Raw genomic sequence first — 18,005 nt, forward strand, 5'->3', positions numbered from 1 at the left:
CTTATTTGACCTTAACAAGCAAAGGGAGAGTTTTTGCCGCGGTTACGCTCAAACCGTCTACTTTTTGTCGCTCTCGAGCTTACCGTGTGAGACCGCGAAGGCCTCGGCAAACTCGATCGCGTCGTCGCTCATGTTGAGTGAGCCGTAAGCGGGCCAGATGCTGTTGAGCACTGATCCACGGGCGTCACGGACAACAAGCACCATCCGTGAAACCCGCGAGTTACTCAGCGCCTCGTAGCTGACCACCAGCTGCGCTTCGCTCGGCTTGGTAGCCGGAGTGGCGCCGCAGGCGAGTAGGCCGCGGACAAAGCTTCCCGTGTAGGGGCTGTTGTCCTGGCCGAACACCCGAACGCCGCTGAGGCTGGGCTTGCTGGAAGGCGTGCTGTCACAGCCGACGAGCGCGATGGCGATGAGGATTGCGATGGCGAATTTCATGTTGGTTTTCTCCTGGTTGTAAACTGTGCAAGAGCGTTCTTAGCTCTCAGTCTCTTGCTCGAGCAGATGCTCAAGCAGGATGTGAAGGCTAAATGCCTACGGGGGCGACTTCCAGCTTCAAGATCGAACCTAAATACTGGGCGATCGCTCCGGGCGTGCTTTCCACCTCGGCAGGTTTGGGCAAGAGAACGGCGAAATAATCACCGATTGGACCGCGGCGGTGCTTAACGCCTCCGTCATCCAAGGTTTTTGCGACGTACTCCATTCGGTCGCAGCAGGCGTCGCACATGCAAAAGAGCGAGGCGACTTGAAACGCGATTTCGGTGTCGGTAAAGACAACGTTGCGCGGATTCTGCCAGGAACCGAACCTGGCATCGAAGTCTTGCGGTTCCGTGAGGATTGCCATTGTGTTATGTGTGCTCTGTTTCGCTGGGATTTCGCCAGCTCTTCAGGGGATTTAATTCCCGACAGACGGAAGTTACTGCCCTCTTCCAAGTCCCACCAGTAAAGCCTGTGGCGCTCGTTGCTTTTGCCGCGGAGCAACAACCGTTTTCCCGAGCCGACTAATGCGGGCAGCAAGTTGGCCGTCTGCCCTTTTTAGGGAGCAACCGGACAATCCCGCGACCGCCTCGTCGGTCCGAGTGCTGCCGGTAGACAGCGATGATCGCCGCTCGCTCTTTTGAAGGGAGCAACCGGACGATCTCTCGGATCTCGGACGGGATATACAGAAGTGCGTTAGTCATATTCCTCCCATTCCAGGCTCGAGACGCGTTCGTCGCGCTCGAGCCAAGTAGGGTGGTGGGAGCATGAGGTTTGCGTGTCACCTCTTCGCCGCTTTTTGCGGTCCAGCCAAGCTTGGCTCCCTATAGTCGTCGGATCGCCTTGGCTAAAGTCACGATCCTAGGCAGCTACCGGCGCAACCCGGCTTTGCTGCTACCCAATTTCGGAGGGGTACCCGTGCCACCGTCGGCCGCCTAAAAGCGCCCGACGATAACAGAAACTGGTGGAGGCGGCGAGAATACTCACGATATTCGTTTCTCGCCAACCTCGACGGAGTAAATTGGTGGAGGCGGCGAGAATTGAACTCGCTTCCAAAAGACTGCTGCAACAGCATCCGGTGTTTCGCTAAGGCCATTTGTCCGGAATTGACTACCACGTCCAGCTGTCGCACTTGATCCTCTGTCGAACCCGTTCGCCCCCAGCGGTGTTGACCGCGCAGACATACAAGGCGCTTCCTTGCATATCAGCACGGTCAAACGTGCTGAGGCCTTCTCTAGGCGCAGTTACCTGCACGAAGAAAAGGTGATCGGTTCAACATATCAGTTACCTCCACCGACCCGAGTCTTAAGGGCAGCCTACATCCTCCGAATGTCGTCGCGTGCGCTCGGAAAACTCCTTCGCTTCGCTCCGTCGTTATCGCTCTCATCCCTTGCGGGTAGGAGCGCCTCGGCCGTGTTTCCCTTTTGGCTAAAGTCAGTATCAATTGACAACCAATTTGTTAAGCTTCACGGGAATAGTATCATTGTTTCATCACTTTGTCAATAGTCTATGACATGTTTTTACACTATTATATATGTATGTGTTGTTAACTATTGACGAAATATACACATGTCCTGCGTCAAACATTGTGACATTTATTTTATGTCAGTAAGTATTGACATCAATATAATAGTAGGCTACGATTATCACGCTTAACGCTCGTATGAGCGTCTGGGCGATCTTTTCGAAGGAGGTTTGAGCTATCGAGTACCCAGGGAACGGTACTGGCGGCTTGCCGTCGGTACATCCGTACTCCCGGGGCTCGCCTCCGGGAACTCGTCGTCTGTAGTGGCGCAAGCCGCAACGATTACGGGTCTGAACCCGGAGGAGGTGACGTTATGGGCGACTAGCCCAGACGGCGAAGGAGAGCGGTGGCTCAGCTACCGCTCTCTGGAACCGACTAGTAGCTAGCTGCTAATAGCGTGACACTCATTCAGGAAGACCATGGGAAGCTGAACGTACATGAAACATTGGCCAGATCATCAACTGCCGTAGTCGGCGGAATGCCCGCGACACGGTTGCAGAAGGTCCACTTCATTTGGCACAAGCCAGCATCAGCCTAAAATGGTGTAGCTGGCACATTGCTTGCGGCGAAGCCGCACGCCGTCTCGAAAGACGGCCACGACCATTCCCCAAGGGGCTCGTCTACTCAGACGGGCCCCTTCGCTTATACTTTCTGATTACTCTGGCGTTTTTGCGCCGCTTCCCAAGCAAGCTCAAAGACGAGCTTCATGTTGTTGGCTATTTCCGGGCTTTGAACTAGGACACCGAGGTAACTACCTTTTTTAAAACTATAAAACTTCACTCCCCAGTCTGGATGAATCTGCATTGAGACAGTTATAGGGAACTGATGCCGCGGCAGGAAGACAGCTTCGCGAAGCTCCTTTTCGTTGACTGAATCAGGCATCGGACCGTTCTTGTGAGTGTAGATAACTCGCGTCTTGACACCCATCTTAACGCGATACTCTACGGCGGTTTTTCGCCGGCTAGGAAACTCTTCTTCGATGATATCGATCGGAATGATCGCAAGCTGCTCTGTTCGATCCTTCAAACTTTCTTGCCCCAGCTTATCCAGAGTTTCCAGACCTTCAGGCCCCTCAAAGTAGCGCACGATCGGTTTACCTTTCTTGGTGTTATAGACGGCCATGAGTTGACTCATCAGGTCATCAAGCTGTGCTCGGCGACCGTCAATCTCCCGTTTCTGCTCCTCGAGGATATTGCCTAGTTCAGTGGGGCTCTCGGCGATAAATTTAGTCTTTTTGTCATGCTCAATTGAGCTGACCAGCCCCAAACCCATAAGATGCTCTAAGATGACGTAGGTGGTTGCCCGGTTCACGCCCGATTTCTTGGCGATGTTTTGGACGGTATCCTCACCGAGCTCGAGCGTTGCGAGGTAGACCTTGGCCTCTTTCTCGCTAAGGCCGAGTTTGATTAACGCCTGTTCCATTACGAGCAGTTTACTGCGAAACGCCCGACTAAAAAAGAGTGCTCATCGAGCTTCGTTACGGCACAATCTCGTAGACCACCGGGTCGCGGCCGAATTGCTTAACGACTTGATAGCCACGCTTAGCGCCGCCGTGATAACCAACTACCTTGTATGTGTCGGTGGAGGAAAGTGTCAAAGTCGAGTTGAACATGAAAACCAAATCTTCAGGGTCAGGAAGCCAGCTAAGATAGCGAGTAGCGTTTGACTTGCACTCGAAATCGTCATTACCTTCGCCTGTGTCGTTATAGTAATACTCGGAGCAATAGCTGTACCAGCGTCCACTAGCATCGTTTGAACCTCCTCGTCCTGCAGCAATAGCTGTGCCGATACCTGCTCCCGTCACAAGGATCGCCCCACCCTGGTTCGCGCCGGAGAAGGTGGTGAAGCCGGCAATCATCATAGTTTTATCTGAAGTGTAGTTCGTGGTTGTTTTCCCGTAAGGCGCGCCGGCACAACCGTTGCCGGTGTCGCATAAGTACGGATAGTAACCGTCCTGGTCCGAGCGGCCGTTAGTGGTTGAAGCGGAGTAAGACGAAGCGCCCATAATCATTCGAGCGTCAGCATTCTGATTACGAAATGCGCTACCCGGGTTAAGGACAGCTTTCGTAGAGCCCCAAGAATAACCACCATAAGTACCGTTAGTGTCGGAGATTCTTCCTAGCAGTCCGATGTGGCGCAGCAGCGGCGAGCTGTCATTGTCACCGGGCTGACAGTCCTGACCGACATAGGAACACACCTTAGTGTTGCCGCTAGTGATACCCCCGGGAATCAGTTTGAAGGAGTTCTTAGTGTCGCCGACATCGCCAGTTTGGGTGAAATTATTGAATACTGTGTTAACCATCCCCGCGGCATCTACCGTTGAGTTGTCGGGCAGATAATACGCGTTATCCGGCTTGGAGAACGTCTCCCACTGGGGCTCGCCGAGTAATCTGGGGCCGATATACTTACCGTAATCGCTAGTGGAGCCATCGAACTTCAGTTTGCCACCGAAATGCACTGCTTTGACAAGGTTATCCTTTTCGTACAGAACTAAACTGCCGCCAAACATATTCGGCAGATCCTTGCTACCGTCGGGTGAGGCCTTGCCGATAATCCAGCGTATGTCTTCGCTGCCGTTCATCTTGCCAGCGTGATCCATCTTCCAAAGGTCGGCGTAGCGGCCGTAGGTGCCTCCGACGGCGAAGATCTGACTCTTGGTACTGCCCTTGTTGTAGGTGCTACCGAAACCTCCTGCTTGGCGCGGGCTTGGCCGGTCGTTAACTTCCTGAGCGCCGTTATCGGTGTCAGAAATGCGGATCTGCCATAGAGGGTTATTATCTTTGGCGTTGGCATACCATTCAGGAGCCCCTTGGCCATAACTTGAGAGCTGATACTCAGCCAGGAAAAGGGCGAACGCGTCGTTACCGTTATGTGATACAACAGCGTTACTACCGTAAGCAATTGGTGCCGGACTGGCGTACGGCTGATCGTCGGGATAGAGGCGAAATTCGTTGACACCCGCTTCGTAAGTTTTATTCTTAACCGTCATTGTATACGCCTCGATGCGATCGTTGTTACCAATAGTGCGCCAAAACATTACCGCCATTCCTGACGAGGGCAACTTGTTCACCTCATCGCTCGACAGGTTGCGGAGCTTTAGGTAACCACCAGATGACCAGCGTATCTTGTCAGTACCCCCGTAGATCGCGTAGTCAGTCCGGTAGTAGCTGAATATCGACAGTTTGGCGTTTTTGCTATGCGTCTTGAGCCCGGAATCATTTGGATTACCTGGGTTATGCCTCAGGCGGATAATGGTGTTGTCGTAGCTGCCGGTAAAGGTGCTGACGATAATGCCATGAAATGTTTCGCGGACGTTTGGGTTAGGTCCGTCCGGACCGTTTTCACGCTCAATCGTCACATAGGCGCCAGTAACCAGGCGGCTCGGCGCGATGCTCTCACCACCGCTAGTCGCGATCGTTAGGTCCCAACACGATTGGTTCATGATACATGGCTGTGTATTGTTCCAACTCAAAGTTTGCGCTCCGGTCTTGGGATCGGTTGAGGCAACTTTGGCTATTTCGGGAGCGCTGGCGCCGTTCTGGGGCGTAAAGATTTGGGCTTCGAAACTGGGCTTAATAACCTTGAAGTTGTAGTCGTCGTTAGTTGAAGGCGCCGGGTTAGACATCGCTTTAGGCTTGGTTCCCCAAGCAACGCTAGCTTCGCCGCTCGCAACGCCGTTATTAAACTCCGCCTCCCACATCTCGTTGAAACGAATATTGGTGGCAATATTTTTGGAGTATCCCTGGAAGAGATAGTTAACTTGTTTGTTAGCCTGAGGGTCGCCAGGCTTAATGTTGATCGCAGCGCCGTAACGACCGACCGGAAAAGCCATCGCCGAATCGCCGGCAAACTTTGACGCCGCATCCGTATTGTCGCGAAAGTCTTTCAGTTCGGCTCGGCGTTCATCAAAAGCAAAGTATAGCGTGCCATCTGTCTTTATATGGCTAATGTAGCCGCTTAACACCTGGTCAATCTTACCTGCCTGGTACTTCTCTAGAACCACTTGATCCCCAACCGCGTAACCGGTGCCATCTCCACTAAGATCACAGGTGTAATAACCACCTGCCGTGCTGCCAGTACAAGTATCAGCGGCGGCTTGTCGAGTTACAACTTGCATAAACAATTCTTGAAGAACGATCGATGCTGCCCCACGGATATTACCGTGCGCCACAATAGTCACGGTGTCGTTGGGGTAATTGACGGCCGTCACCCTGGCCCAAGCGTTAAAGTAGGGTGCGCGGCTGAAAATGTATAGCTCGTCGCCAACCGCAAGCCCAGCAGCGCTGGGTGACATTTTGATAGTTGTAGCATCGGTGCCATTAACGTTTAGGTTGATTGGCACGGTCGCGTCCGCCCGCGGCTGCCATCTCCAGCGCTCCAGGCCGGAACGGTCCGCTAAAGTTGAAACAACGCGCACTTTATAACTATCGTTATTTTGGATTTTCTTTGTTGCGTCGAAGTTGTAGTTAATCTTCTCCCAGGAATTGCCAGTTAGAGAATAGGCGTAGATGTCGTTTGTGACCCGTTTAGCAACACGCAAGCCAGCTTGGTTAGTGCCCAAACAATACGCCTGCGAGACCTCGCAATTAATCTGCCCGGGCGGATCGGTAACGGCAACACCTTCGTGATAATAACCGCCAAATAGGACCAGTCGCTTGTTCTGTTCGTCATAAACTAACGACGAGCCAGCTTTCCGACCCGGTGGGGTTACCGTGCTTTGACTCGGGTAAATCCATTGGTCAGCCTCCGGATTATAGAGCCAGAGCTCGTCTGACTCAGAGTTGTAGCCGCCGTCGTAATCATTCATCGAAATTTCGCCGCCGTAATAAGCGATCATCGGCGTGACGCCGCCGTCAGTAGAGTAAGCTACCGCTGCTTGGTGGCGAACAGGTTTCGGATAGATTCGAGCCCGGTCAATTGTGAAGCCGTTGATGCTGGTGCCGGCGAAGTTAACACTTTTAACTTGACCCCAGAAAGGCGTGGCCCCAGTTTTATTTAAGCTGACAACGTCGCCGACCGCCGGGCAAGCCGACAGCGTCGCGCTAATCGTGCAACTAGAGCTACCGTTCAGGGATAGGTCAATGCCGTCGTTACCGTTATCGTTTATAGTCAAGCCACTCATAGAAATTTTCGTCGAAAACTGGGCGTTATTTCCGGTTAGTACGATCGAGTCTAGATCCCCCCACGTGATGGCGGAACCGCCGATCTTATTGGGCGTATGATACGAATTCGGGCCGAGCTTGATCTTAACTGTTGTTGTATTGCCGGCAACGCTAACTTCTGTCACCGATGCTTCGTAAAGTTTGCCTTGGTCGCTGGAGCGCTGTTCCAGCAGTAACGGCGTCTTCTGGCCACGTTGCAAGACGGTAAGTGATAGTTTTTTATTGAGACGAATGCCTTCCATCGAGCCGTAGAGAAGGCCTGTTATTGTCGCGCCTGGAGTGAGCTGAACGCCGTTCTGGCTATTGGCCAGCTTAACGAACGAGAACGGCCGGCTGCCTCGGACAATATCCACGTCCCAGTTATTACTGCCGCTTGAGCCAGTTAGGACCGGTCGATTCTTTTTTACCCAAGGCTTATTTGGCGTGTCGTTGATGTCGTCCGTCTTGTAGGCGCCCCCTAGGTCCTCTTCCGGCAAATCGTTCCATAACGACGGCTGAAGCCAGCTTACTCGGTACTCATTGCTATCGGTGAATAGATCGCCCAAACCGTATTCTTGTAAAACGTTGTCCTTGACTGAGGCGTCTAGCCAAACCTTGAAGTTATTATTTCTGATCGTTGACTCAAACTGGGTTTTAATATCGTTGGCGCTGATCCGATCTACTCCAGTTGTGGAGCCGCCGCTTGTCACTAACGCCGTATCAACCCAGCGCGGCAGGTAGGGAATGTACAGGAAATCTAGCCCCTCGTAGTAAGAGCCAGAGCTGTCAGTATTTTTACGCGTCAGAAACTCATCTTCTGGGCCACCCATTTTAATTGTCCAGTACCCCCTGTAGCTCTGCTGCTCTGTGGCCGGCGCGTACGGGTTATAGAAATGCCCCATCTTGGTTAGCTCGCTTATCGGCAAAAGCTTGTCACTTTCGGCACTGATTGAGCCGTTTTCAGGAATGGAGCCGAGCGGCGTATCGTTAATGATATTAGCGTAATAGAAAATCATCGCCGGGTTAGACGGGTCGTCATCTTGGAACAAATACTTACCGCCGTTAGTCCACGGCGAGAGTACGGCTACCGATAAGCAGCGTGGTAGGGCGGTTGAGGCCTTCTCGTAGCTACTAACGATACTGCGCGGACTTGGTTTGTATTTCGTTAGATCAACCCCGGTACTTTCTTGGTTTTTGTCGAGATCGTAAATCGTCGGGTCAACCGCCGTCCCTAACTCAAGCTTCTCTTTGAGTTTGGCTAGTCCCGAGTCGGCGGCAAGTTTGGCAACGGCGGAGTTATTAATCTTGTCTGTCGAGCTTAATTGGTCGAAACGAATTGCCACAGCGCCAAGGGTGGTGGTTGTCAGGACAGCGATAACCATCACGGTTAAAAGCAAAATTGAGCCAGGTTTTAAGGTCGAGTTATTCATGGCTTAAGTTGGCCCAGGTGGCCCTGGCGGTGGCGCTTCCTCTCCGCCCTCTTCGCCGCCACCCTCTTCGCCTCCACCACCGCCGCCACCTCCACCGCCGCCAGCGGCGATCTCAAACGTTAAGTCTTGAACGTCAACCAACTGGGGATTGGTGCTATCGCGCAGAGTGACGGTGATACTTACGGTTCCTGCGACAGTAGGCGTACCCTGCAATACGTACTTATTGCCCTGCTGTGTAAGAGTGAGGTTGGGGAAAGATCCCAGGTTGCCAGTGTGACTCCAAGAGTAAGGCAGCTTACCACCCTCGCCGATAATTTCTTTACTATACGGCTCATCGACAGTGCCGTTTGGCATCGCTGTGGTGGCGATATTAACCGGAATAATCCCCGTACCGATAAGGCCGATAGGCAGAGCGCTCGTGACTGTCGTCGACGAAGTTTTTGTCTCCTGAGCTCGTCCGCTTTGCTGCAAGGTTAATTCTAAGGTGAAGGAGTAGCGCAGCTGTTGCTTTGTGGCGCAGTTAGCTGACGGATCGCAATCATATGAGTTAAGTTGAGCTTGAAAATTAGTCACCTTCACCTGCTTACTCGAAAGGCGATTTTGGTAAATCGGCATTGTTGCTAGGTCTGGGCATTGCAAGGCTGAATCGACCTTATAAACCCAGTAAGCGATAGTGTCGCCAGTAGTGTCAATGGTGTATAGCTCTTGGTTACTAGCGTCAACCGCTGCTTTAGCGCGGCCAACGACTTCACAGGTATTGCGGTTCTGGGCCGTTGAAAAGGCCTCAATACGAACACCAGCAAAAGCATCGGGATTTGTGTAATAGCCTTGCAAATCGACGGCGCCTACAGGTGCATTTGAGGCAATCCGCCGCATGGTGTCCGTGACTGAACGAGCTGATTCAGTAATTGAAGAGCGGGCATCGGTCCGAGAGACGAGGCTGTTTGTGCCGACTGTGGCAACTAGCGCCACAGTGACGGCGACCATAAAAAGCCCGATGCTGACAACGATCTCGATTAACGTAAAACTTGGCTTAATTTTCATGGCTTACTCCAATAATTGGCTAGAGACAACGCTCCTGTTAGCGCCTTTACCCCAAGTCGTTTTAGCAACCACAAGATAGTTATTACCGGTATTAATCACATTAATTTCCGGCACAAATTGTAACCGACTACGACCTAGCTGCACGGGTTTAGGATCGGCGTTCAAGGTGCAGTTTTGGGCTAAGTTATCTTGTGAACAGGCCACGTAGCAAGTCTCCCCAAGCACGCAGGAGCTTTCATACGTTTGCTTGAAGGTGTCGCCCAGGCTCTCGCGGAGAATTGTTACATACGATAGGCTCTGCTCGTTCAAGGCATACGCCGCGCCTTTAGTTTCGGCGGTAGTTACTAGACGGGAAGCGGCTGAGTTTAGCGACGACATCGCCACTCCAACCATAATCAAAAAGCTGACCGCGAAGACAACTTCAATCAGGCTGAAAGCCTTTTTACGCCTAGCTAGATCGTGGTGCATTCTTGCCCCTCAGTAGGTATCGCTAAGCGCCACCGTTGATAAATATTTCTAATTCCCCTCAGGTCAGCAACTCGACCAAAACGATTTCGGTTATAAGCCTGCTGTTGCGCACAGTTGTAGAGGATCACCCCTGGATCGGTCGGATCATCAAGATCAACGACATCGTCTTCGTCCTTGACGCTTCCTTGGCCACAGTCAATTGTGAAAGTCTTCTGTCGCTGACGTTCGACATCAAACGCTGCTTGATACGGGTCCTGAAGATTGCCGGCTTCATCCGAGGCGGCCACATTGACTACCACCTGGAACTGCTGATGCGACACCGATATCAAAGTCGTCTCGAAGGTGTACTGAACCCTTTCAAAGCCAGGACGGATATCGTAAAAGTAGCGGATCGCCAGCGGCCTAAACAGCGGCTGGCCGTTAGCCATCTCGCCGTTAACTTGCCAGCTTATGTCGTAGTAGACTGCTAGGTTCGGATCCGGGTCATTTGGGTCAGTGACCCGATCCTCAGCCCGGGGGTAGCTTAGCGTGACGACGCTGGGGCCGCCGTTACCGCAACGCAAGTTCAATATGAAGTCAGCTTGATCGATGCCTACGTCACTCCACTTCGGCTTCAGACTGTCGGAAAACGCGGTAAAGAAGTCCTGAGGATTAACTTTGGCGACAGTTATCTCGCTGGTTTGCCGATCGATAACGACGTAGCGTTTTTCGGTTAACTTTTGGGCACTAACAGTTATTACTAGGTAACGTGCTCGTGCCTCGCCAGCAGATTTGGACAATTTGCCTATCCAGGAGGCGTTATTGAAGTCGGTCGAGTCGATATTGGGGTTTGAGGCGTTACCGCAGTTGAAGCCGATCTTGCCAACCGTGAAACGCACCACCGCCTTGACGTCACCTGCTGCGTAGTTGGCAGGGAAAAACGAGGAGATGTAAATATTACGCGGCAGTTTGAGTTCGCGAAGACGGGCGAAGCCGCTTTGAGTATCGCTAGGATCGCAGCGCGCCGCCCCACGCTCTAGGTAAAGCTGATTGGTGCTTGCTGACCCAGTGAAGGTGTAGTTAGCGGCTTGACCGGATTTAAAGTCCCCGATTGAAACTTGGTAAACTTGCCCGAGAGCCCCTGTATCCTTGCCCGTAGGCGCTAAGGATCTTGTCTTGGCATCGATTAAGAGCTGCCGGACTCGATTGGCGCTAGTGTCCAGACTCAGCCTGTCGTTACGGCCGAAGATATTCGGCAAGCTTGCCAGGCTAATCAGGGTGATTACGGCCAGTACAACTAAAAGCTCGATAAGGCTGTAGCCTTTTTGCGGGGCTGGGGAGCGGCTGATGGGTTTACCAACTCTGGATATCATCGAGCTTGGCATCGACATTATCGCAAGTCGTAGTATTCGCCCGCCAGGCATTACTGCTGTAAGTAATCGGCTCGTTGGCACTTAGTGATCGGTCGTCTCGCTTAATATCGCCGGCGACAGTCTTGCCGTTGCATTGATAGAGGTACTTGCCGTTCAGGATCTGCCGCAAGCCGCCAAAAGTTGTGAAGAAGAACTCATTTGCGGTTCCCCCAAAAACTGAGTCGGAGTCGGAGTCGTCATCAAGGTGGCGCACCGTACCGCCGCTACCTAAGTAATAGCGTTTCTCCGCTTGAGCAGAAGAGTTGAATAAGTACTTCGGCTCGGTGTCGTTGGTATTCTCAAGCTTTGCGCCAACCAGTACGTCAACATAGTCGTAAGATACTCGGTATTGGTAACCGTTGAGGCTAGTTGAGCCATATGTTGGGTCGCTAACTAGCCGATCGACGTACTTTAAGCAGGTCAGGAAGTGGTTCACGGCCGTAAAGCCTGGCTTCAAGATGGCGTTGTCGTAATCGCTTGAAGCGGTGGTAAAATCCGTCGCGACAGAGAAGTTCGTTGGATTGCCGGCGCCGCTCAAGCCTTCACAGCCGGCGATATCTGTACCTAGATCTAGGCTGGAGGTTGCGGCACCGGTGTCAGTAGTATTCTTGCCCAAGTAAAAAGTATGGTTCGGATAAAGCTTAAAGTCGGTTTTAAATAGATCGAGTCCGGCTAAGTACAGATTGAGATCGCTCTTACGTCTAGCGTCACGAGACTTTAGCTGAATCGGGCGTATGGTTACGGTAACCAGGGTAATTAAGATGCCGATAATCGAGATGACAAGTAAAAGCTCGATAAGGGTGAACCCGTTACGCGGTAAACTCGAAATCCGAAATCCGAAATTTGAGACAATACCTAATTTCGAAATTTGAAATTTAAAACGTTTAGAGTTTGTTTCGGCTTTCGTGCTTCGTGCTTCGTGCTTCATAATTTAATTAAAACTGCCCCGTTAGATTGTAGATTGGTTGCAGTACAGAGATCACAATGAAGCCCACAGCCCCTCCTAATAAGACAATAATAAACGGTTCGACGAGCGAAGAAAACGTCCTAAGCTTGGCGTCTACCTCGGTTTCAAAATACTCCGCCAAAGTGCTGGCTGAGCCGCCGAGGTCGCCGGACTGCTGCCCAACCAGTAAAAGCTGCGTCATGAGCTTTGGGAAGTAACGGCTTTTTTGCAAAGTCGACGAGATCGCCGCGCCTTGTTCAAGCGAGGTGCGTAGCTGTTTAAGCGAGCGTGTGAAGATCGTGTTCGTTGTTGAGTCGGCAATAATATCCACCGATTCAATAATCGGCACGCCGGCGCCGATCAGTAAAGCCAGCGTTCTGTTAAAGCGCGCTAAGTAAACTTCTCGGGTTAACCCGCCGAAAATCGGGAAGTTTAGCGCCAAATAGCTCACTGTATCCTTGCCAGCACGTGTCAGCGTAAAAAGTTTAACTGCTACGACCAACCCGACGATAATGGCAATAAGGTAGTACCACTGGTTAATAAGAAAATCTGTAAACGCCAGCAACATTTGGGTCGAGATCGGCAAATCGGACCCGGTGGATTCGAAGATGTCTTTGATCGGCGGAATGACTCTGGTTAGGATGACGAACCCTACGATAACCATAACCACCAAGATGAACGCTGGGTAAATCATGGCGCCGCGGACCCGGCTAATAAACTCGGCGGTTCGGGCCGTGGTCACCGAAAGTTCGTCGAGCACTTTGCTCAAATTACCGGTCGCCTCACCAGCACGGATAACGCCGATCTCCACCTCGGGGAAAGTTTTGGGGTGCCCGGACATTGCCACGGATAGCGGGAAACCATTCTCCAAGCTTTTATAGACTTCGCGCATCACGGCTTTCAGCTTGCGGTTTGGTGTTTCGGCAGCGATATCAACCGCTTGGGTAATGCCGACGCCGGCTTTAAGCATCGTCGAAACTTCTCGGTACATAATCGACCGATCTTTAGCGTTTACCTTACCTATACTGAGGTGGGCCAAACCCTTTTTTTGTTCGACAACAGAAATGATCGTGTAACCGCGTTCTTCTAAAAGTTTGCGTACGGAAACAGCTTCGTACGCCAAAGCTTGGCCAGATTTAATCTTACCGTGGCCATCTTTGACCTTATAGCGAAAATGTAGTTTATGCGGTTTCTTTGCCGTGTCGCCCTCCCTTCACAATAGTAGTGGAACACAACGCCGTTGGCTAGAAGAACATTTTGCCTAAAAAGCCTTACCGCGTTTTCTGTTACACTTTATGCAAGATGGTAATCGAGGCGAGTAGTATTATGGGCGCGCCGGTCGTGGACGTAACCGGCCGTAAAGTTGGATCGGTTGATACGTGCGTTTACCGTTCCGACGAGGCGCGGCTTTTTGCCCTGCAAGTGGCGCGCGGCGCCGTAGTTTCTAAATTTGGTGGGCTACTAATTGACAGTGTCTTATCTGTAGGAGCGAAGGGCGTCGTGATTGATTCGGCTGAAGAGATAACCAATGACCTTAAAAACCTCGACAAGATAGCTAAAGAATCTGGCCCTGTCGTCGGCGTCAACGCTGTGACCGAGTCTGGCAAACAGCTCGGCAAAGTTTTCGATCTCCTACTCGACGCCGACACCGGTTTTATTGTCCGTTTCTACTTACGGCGCCATATCTTAAACGAGCGAATCATCCCTCGCCAATTCCTAGTAAGCATCACGCCAAGACAGGTAGTTTTTCGCGATGTCGTCGATACTCCGGTCTTTGACCAGCTCGCCCAAACAGAGGCCACCCCGGCTTAATGGTTACGATCGAGGACTGGCAGAAACTAGACGTTCGTATCGGCACGATTATTAGCGCCGAACTTGTGCCAGAGACCGATAAGCTGGTGAAATTCGAGATCGACCTGGGATCGGAGAAGCGGCAAATAGTTGGTGGTTTTGCCCCGAGTTACCCAGATCCAAAGGCGTTAATTGGCAAACAAGTGCCAGTGCTCTGCAACCTCGAGCCGAGGACTCTTCGCGGTCTTGAATCTAACGGCATGGTTCTCGCCGCTTCCACAACCGAAGGCGGCCCGGCGGCGCTTCACCCAGACCAGTTCGTAGCCAACGGTACCGTGGTTCGATAGCGGCGATTTGTTGGGGTAATCTACTTGACCTGTCGGGGGTATTTCTCTAAACTATAGCTCTAGTCTCTCGGAGCAACCCTATGAAAACAACGTACCTCAAAGGGGGTCAACCGAAAGCTAACGGAGCTGCAGTGACAACTCATCTCAGCAACGATCGGGAACTCAGACCGAATCGCGGTGGCTGGTACCGCACTATCTGTGGCCTAGCGGCCCGCGACGTCAGAGAAATCCCGCTCGAGGAAGCAAAAAGGAAGCTTTGCCAAGAGTGCCAAGAAGGATACCTGAGGTCTTCGGATCTCAAGGCACATATCCATCCGTTTGTGATCGCCTGATCCCGACCATTCTCGCTTCTCGCAAGGGAAGCCACGACCAACTTTCCGACACCTCCTGAAGCCCCGCCCTCACCGGCGGGGTCTTCTCTATAAAGAGGCCCCCGCAGCCAGGTGCCGCGGGGGTTGAGGAGGAGGAAATGAGGGTCGGTTCGAGATGACCCGTCTGGTTACTTTCGCTTGGTGCTCGCCCGTCAACGTCTGGATCGACGTCGCAGGATCGACTTGTTACAGTCTACGCCTACTGTCAAGTTAGGTAAAATACGGCATTGATATGACTAGCCCGCCGGTGCATTGCAGCGGCGGGTAGCGGTTCGGCCAGGGCTTTTCAGCGCGTCTGGCATTTGATGATTCGGGTGTTGGCGAGCTCTTTAAGCAGCTTCTGCTTGTTAGCGCAGCCGCTCAAGCGTACTGCTTTGGCCTGGTTCTCCCTGGACCAGCCAGGGTTTCGGCGCAAAGTGTCGTAGAGCGCGGGGCACATCTGTTCCAGCGTCATACTGGAGCCGTTGGTGAATCGAAGTAGAACGTTCGTTGGTGCAGGGCTTTTAGAACCCATATCCTCTCCCTCCGTGTCGGACTATCCCTTGCCCTGATGGGCCAAGAAACGTGTTAATAGTTTATTAGTAGACCTGTTAATGGTCAAGCGAATAATCGAAGTGAAGTGAGTAGGGTGCTAGTGGGTTGTCTAACACAGCAAAGCCCGCCCACGATCCGAAGATCGGGGGCGGGTGATAGTCGTGTCCGCTCACTACAGCGCGGCTAGCGCGCACTGGGTCGCGACGCACTCGGCCCGACTTGTCCGCCGGCCGGCGGGGTGAGCCTTGCGGTACTCAGCGCAGAAGCGCCTAGCGTTCTTTGCGTGGACCTTGTTGCCACTTTCGATCACGCCCATCAGGCCGTAATCGCCATGCGCTCGAGCGGTGAAATCCTCGCCGATCTGCCGTATCAACTCATACGGCGGCAACTGCTTGCCGGCCGGTTTGTCGGCGTCGAACCACCAGCCATCCAGGTCTCGCCGGATATGCACCCCAGGTGGTTTCTTACTGGTCAGCTCGGGTCCCTTGGGCCCGAGAACGATGAAGCTTAAGGAGCTAATTAGCATCTCGCACCTCTACTGCCACGACTATACCCCGAAAGCAGCGGCAAACAAACGCCCGCCTTGGATTTCTCCTTGGCGGGCATTCGGTAACCGGTCAGACCGGGTCGATGCTGAAGAGCAGTGGCTCAATCGGGAAGAGCGCCTGATCGCCCTCCGTCAGATCGCGGTAAATCGCGGGGTTGACGGCCAGTAGATCGAGATCCATGACGTCATACTGCCGATCTTTGCCGATATTGCTGACGATGCCACCGGCTTCGTGCACGAGCAGCGAGCCGGACGCGAAGTCCAGGTGCGTCCCCCAAGGCTGGTAGCAGATTCGCCCGTCGAGCTTGCCGGACGCCACCAGACCAAACTCGTAACCACAGTTCAGGGTGTGGTAGATCATCGTTCGGTCGTGGATTCGGTAGTAGAACTCGCGGTTAGCGGCGTAATCGCGATCGCGACGTATCTCAACCGAGACGCACGAGCCATGAAGCGGCTGATCGCTAACATGGATACGCTCACCATTTCGGTAAGCGCCCCCGCCCCGCAGAGCCGTAAAGAGCTCGTGCGTGACGAAGTTGTAGATAACGCCGAGCGTTACCACTCCGTTTTCGAGCAGCGCCAACATCGTGGTGGCGTGCGGAATGCCCTTCACGAAGTGGAAGGTGCCGTCGATTGGATCGGCCAGCCAGCGGCTGTCGCCGCTTCCGGCACGAGCTAAGCCAAACTCCTCACCCTCGAAACCAATCTCGGGATAAAGGCGCTCCAGCTCGGTATTGAGGAACTCTTCCGTTGAACGGTCGAGGTCGGTGACTAGGTCGTGGGGATTGCTCTTGCAACGGCTGTCACAACAGCCGAAGTTTTCTTTAAGCTTAATCCCAGCATGCGTTATGAGGCGGCAAGCCTCGTTCATCATTTCTCTATTTGCTTGCATATCGATCTCCCATGATGTTTGTCCTTTCAGACAGGTGCGTTGGTGTATTTTACCTGAGTCACCAGGAGAATCAACAGATCAAGCCGTTTTCTTTTGGCAACTATTCCGCTAGCTCGAACTCGAGAACCATAAACCTGGAGTCGTCTTCAATCGGCTTGCCGGTGTAGGCGTAGTAACCCTCGAAAATCCGGCGCTGATGTTCCTTGTCTTGGTAAGCCTCATGGCCAGGGGTATTTAACGGTAAGTCCTGAAAAGTAGTAAATGACTTGCCGGTCACGGTCGCTTTGCCGACAACTTCCTTAGTAACTGCGTTAGTAATAGTAACGACGTCTTCGAGTTGAAGATAGTCGTATTTGTAACCGAGGCGATATGTCGTCGCCTTATGGCCGTCTTTAATAAACTGCACCAGTTCTGGTGCAAACGGCAGCGTGTATTTGTCTGCAATCGGTTCGTTGGCAATAATTGTTCCTTCGCTTGGCGCTTGAATCATTTCTGAAATTATACCCCTAATTGATTGATTTTTCAGGTTCGGTAGGATATAATCCACCGCAGAGTTTAGGAGGCTCATTACAGTTATGTTTTTCGTCCCGCTTCTGACGATTCTCGGTGGACGAGAGTTGATCTGCTATGTCGACTGCGACGTGAAGAAGCTCCGCGATAATCTTTCGGCAGATGTTGCCGTTGAGATGGTCGCCGAGTTCGCCGAGGGTTGGAGCTTCCACTCCACCGCAGGAGAGCAAGAGTTCGTCCCGGATGACACCGACTTTATGATTGGGTTCCTATGGACGGACGAAGTCGACTTCTACGTCGACCTCTGGATACAACGACAGCTCGCAACCTATGGAGAATGCGGTCCAATGACGACTCTTCAGACTTTCCGCTTCAACGGCGAGATGGTCGACCCCTGGGAAAAGGGCAACGCTTGCGCCTGGACACGTATAGTATCTGGTCTCGAAGCACTGCACTTTCACCAGGTCGTTCGAGTTCACGGAGGGGACGTTAAGCACTACATCAACGGACCCCGGCCCGAGCTGCCAGAGAGCTTCATCGTCCCCTGGCCCGACCCGAGCTAAAGACTGCTCAAAACCGAATTGCTCCGCCCTA

17 protein-coding genes and 1 other RNA gene are annotated in these 18,005 nt (G+C 52.6%); 4 read left to right on the forward strand and 14 right to left on the reverse strand.

Annotated elements, in window-relative coordinates; genetic code table 11:
* Positions 1-57: 57 nt before the first annotated feature.
* From HY845_03695 to HY845_03740, 10 genes are all read right to left on the reverse strand, one after another.
* Positions 58-435, reverse strand: coding sequence for a hypothetical protein (locus HY845_03695; protein QQG51634.1), 378 nt, complete (start codon positions 433-435; stop codon positions 58-60).
* Between the two features lie 88 nt (positions 436-523).
* Positions 524-841: a hypothetical protein gene (locus HY845_03700; GenBank protein QQG51635.1), complete on the reverse strand. Its 318-nt coding sequence runs from the start codon at positions 839-841 to the stop codon at positions 524-526.
* A 655-nt stretch (positions 842-1,496) separates the two neighbouring features.
* Positions 1,497-1,635: a transfer-messenger RNA gene (gene ssrA / locus HY845_03705) on the reverse strand.
* A gap of 1,006 nt (positions 1,636-2,641) precedes the next feature.
* Positions 2,642-3,421 carry a hypothetical protein gene (locus HY845_03710; protein ID QQG51636.1) on the reverse strand — a complete coding sequence of 260 codons (780 nt, stop codon included), beginning with the start codon at positions 3,419-3,421 and terminating at the stop codon, positions 2,642-2,644.
* Between the two features lie 55 nt (positions 3,422-3,476).
* Positions 3,477-8,570, reverse strand: a complete 5,094-nt coding sequence (locus HY845_03715; GenBank protein ID QQG51637.1) for a hypothetical protein — start codon at positions 8,568-8,570, stop codon at positions 3,477-3,479.
* Positions 8,571-8,573: 3 nt separating this feature from the next.
* Positions 8,574-9,614 carry a hypothetical protein gene (locus tag HY845_03720; protein ID QQG51638.1) on the reverse strand — a complete coding sequence of 347 codons (1,041 nt, stop codon included), beginning with the start codon at positions 9,612-9,614 and terminating at the stop codon, positions 8,574-8,576.
* 3 nt (positions 9,615-9,617) lie between these two features.
* A complete protein-coding gene (locus tag HY845_03725; protein QQG51639.1) occupies positions 9,618-10,082 on the reverse strand; it encodes a hypothetical protein in 465 nt (154 codons plus the stop codon).
* Entirely contained in the window at positions 10,067-11,452 is a 1,386-nt protein-coding gene (locus tag HY845_03730; GenBank protein QQG51640.1) for a type II secretion system protein, read from the reverse strand. The genes HY845_03725 and HY845_03730 overlap by 16 nt, the downstream gene beginning before the upstream one ends.
* Positions 11,415-12,401 carry a type II secretion system protein gene (locus HY845_03735; protein ID QQG51641.1) on the reverse strand — a complete coding sequence of 329 codons (987 nt, stop codon included), beginning with the start codon at positions 12,399-12,401 and terminating at the stop codon, positions 11,415-11,417. The genes HY845_03730 and HY845_03735 overlap by 38 nt, the downstream gene beginning before the upstream one ends.
* Positions 12,402-12,408: 7 nt before the next feature.
* Positions 12,409-13,542 (reverse strand): type II secretion system F family protein, encoded by a 1,134-nt coding sequence (locus HY845_03740; GenBank protein ID QQG51642.1) that lies wholly within the window; start codon positions 13,540-13,542, stop codon positions 12,409-12,411.
* Between the two features lie 179 nt (positions 13,543-13,721).
* Between HY845_03740 and HY845_03745 the strand changes: the two genes are divergently transcribed.
* The 3 genes from HY845_03745 to HY845_03755 all read left to right on the forward strand — a co-directional run bounded on the left by HY845_03745 (position 13,722) and on the right by HY845_03755 (position 14,889).
* On the forward strand, positions 13,722-14,231 hold the full coding sequence (locus HY845_03745; protein ID QQG51643.1) for a hypothetical protein: 510 nt from the start codon (positions 13,722-13,724) through the stop codon (positions 14,229-14,231).
* Positions 14,231-14,557, forward strand: a complete 327-nt coding sequence (locus HY845_03750) for a hypothetical protein (protein QQG51644.1) — start codon at positions 14,231-14,233, stop codon at positions 14,555-14,557. The genes HY845_03745 and HY845_03750 overlap by 1 nt, the downstream gene beginning before the upstream one ends.
* Positions 14,558-14,637: 80 nt before the next feature.
* Positions 14,638-14,889, forward strand: a complete 252-nt coding sequence (locus HY845_03755; protein ID QQG51645.1) for a hypothetical protein — start codon at positions 14,638-14,640, stop codon at positions 14,887-14,889.
* A 325-nt stretch (positions 14,890-15,214) separates the two neighbouring features.
* Here the strand turns inward: HY845_03755 and HY845_03760 are convergent, their stop codons facing one another.
* From HY845_03760 to HY845_03775, 4 genes are all read right to left on the reverse strand, one after another.
* The gene (locus HY845_03760; GenBank protein ID QQG51646.1) at positions 15,215-15,442 is read right to left on the reverse strand and encodes a hypothetical protein; all 228 of its coding nucleotides are present in this window, start codon (positions 15,440-15,442) and stop codon (positions 15,215-15,217) included.
* Between the two features lie 192 nt (positions 15,443-15,634).
* The gene (locus HY845_03765) at positions 15,635-15,988 is read right to left on the reverse strand and encodes a hypothetical protein (protein QQG51647.1); all 354 of its coding nucleotides are present in this window, start codon (positions 15,986-15,988) and stop codon (positions 15,635-15,637) included.
* Positions 15,989-16,079: 91 nt separating this feature from the next.
* Positions 16,080-16,901 carry a hypothetical protein gene (locus HY845_03770; protein QQG51648.1) on the reverse strand — a complete coding sequence of 274 codons (822 nt, stop codon included), beginning with the start codon at positions 16,899-16,901 and terminating at the stop codon, positions 16,080-16,082.
* 100 nt (positions 16,902-17,001) lie between these two features.
* A complete protein-coding gene (locus HY845_03775) occupies positions 17,002-17,391 on the reverse strand; it encodes an ASCH domain-containing protein (GenBank protein ID QQG51649.1) in 390 nt (129 codons plus the stop codon).
* An 85-nt stretch (positions 17,392-17,476) separates the two neighbouring features.
* On the opposite strand from HY845_03775, the gene HY845_03780 reads away from it, so the two are divergent.
* Positions 17,477-17,974 (forward strand): hypothetical protein, encoded by a 498-nt coding sequence (locus tag HY845_03780; GenBank protein QQG51650.1) that lies wholly within the window; start codon positions 17,477-17,479, stop codon positions 17,972-17,974.
* Positions 17,975-18,005: the final 31 nt, after the last annotated feature.

The organism is Candidatus Berkelbacteria bacterium (genome assembly GCA_016432625.1).
Taxonomy (GTDB): domain Bacteria; phylum Patescibacteriota; class UBA1384; order 2-12-FULL-50-11; family 2-12-FULL-50-11.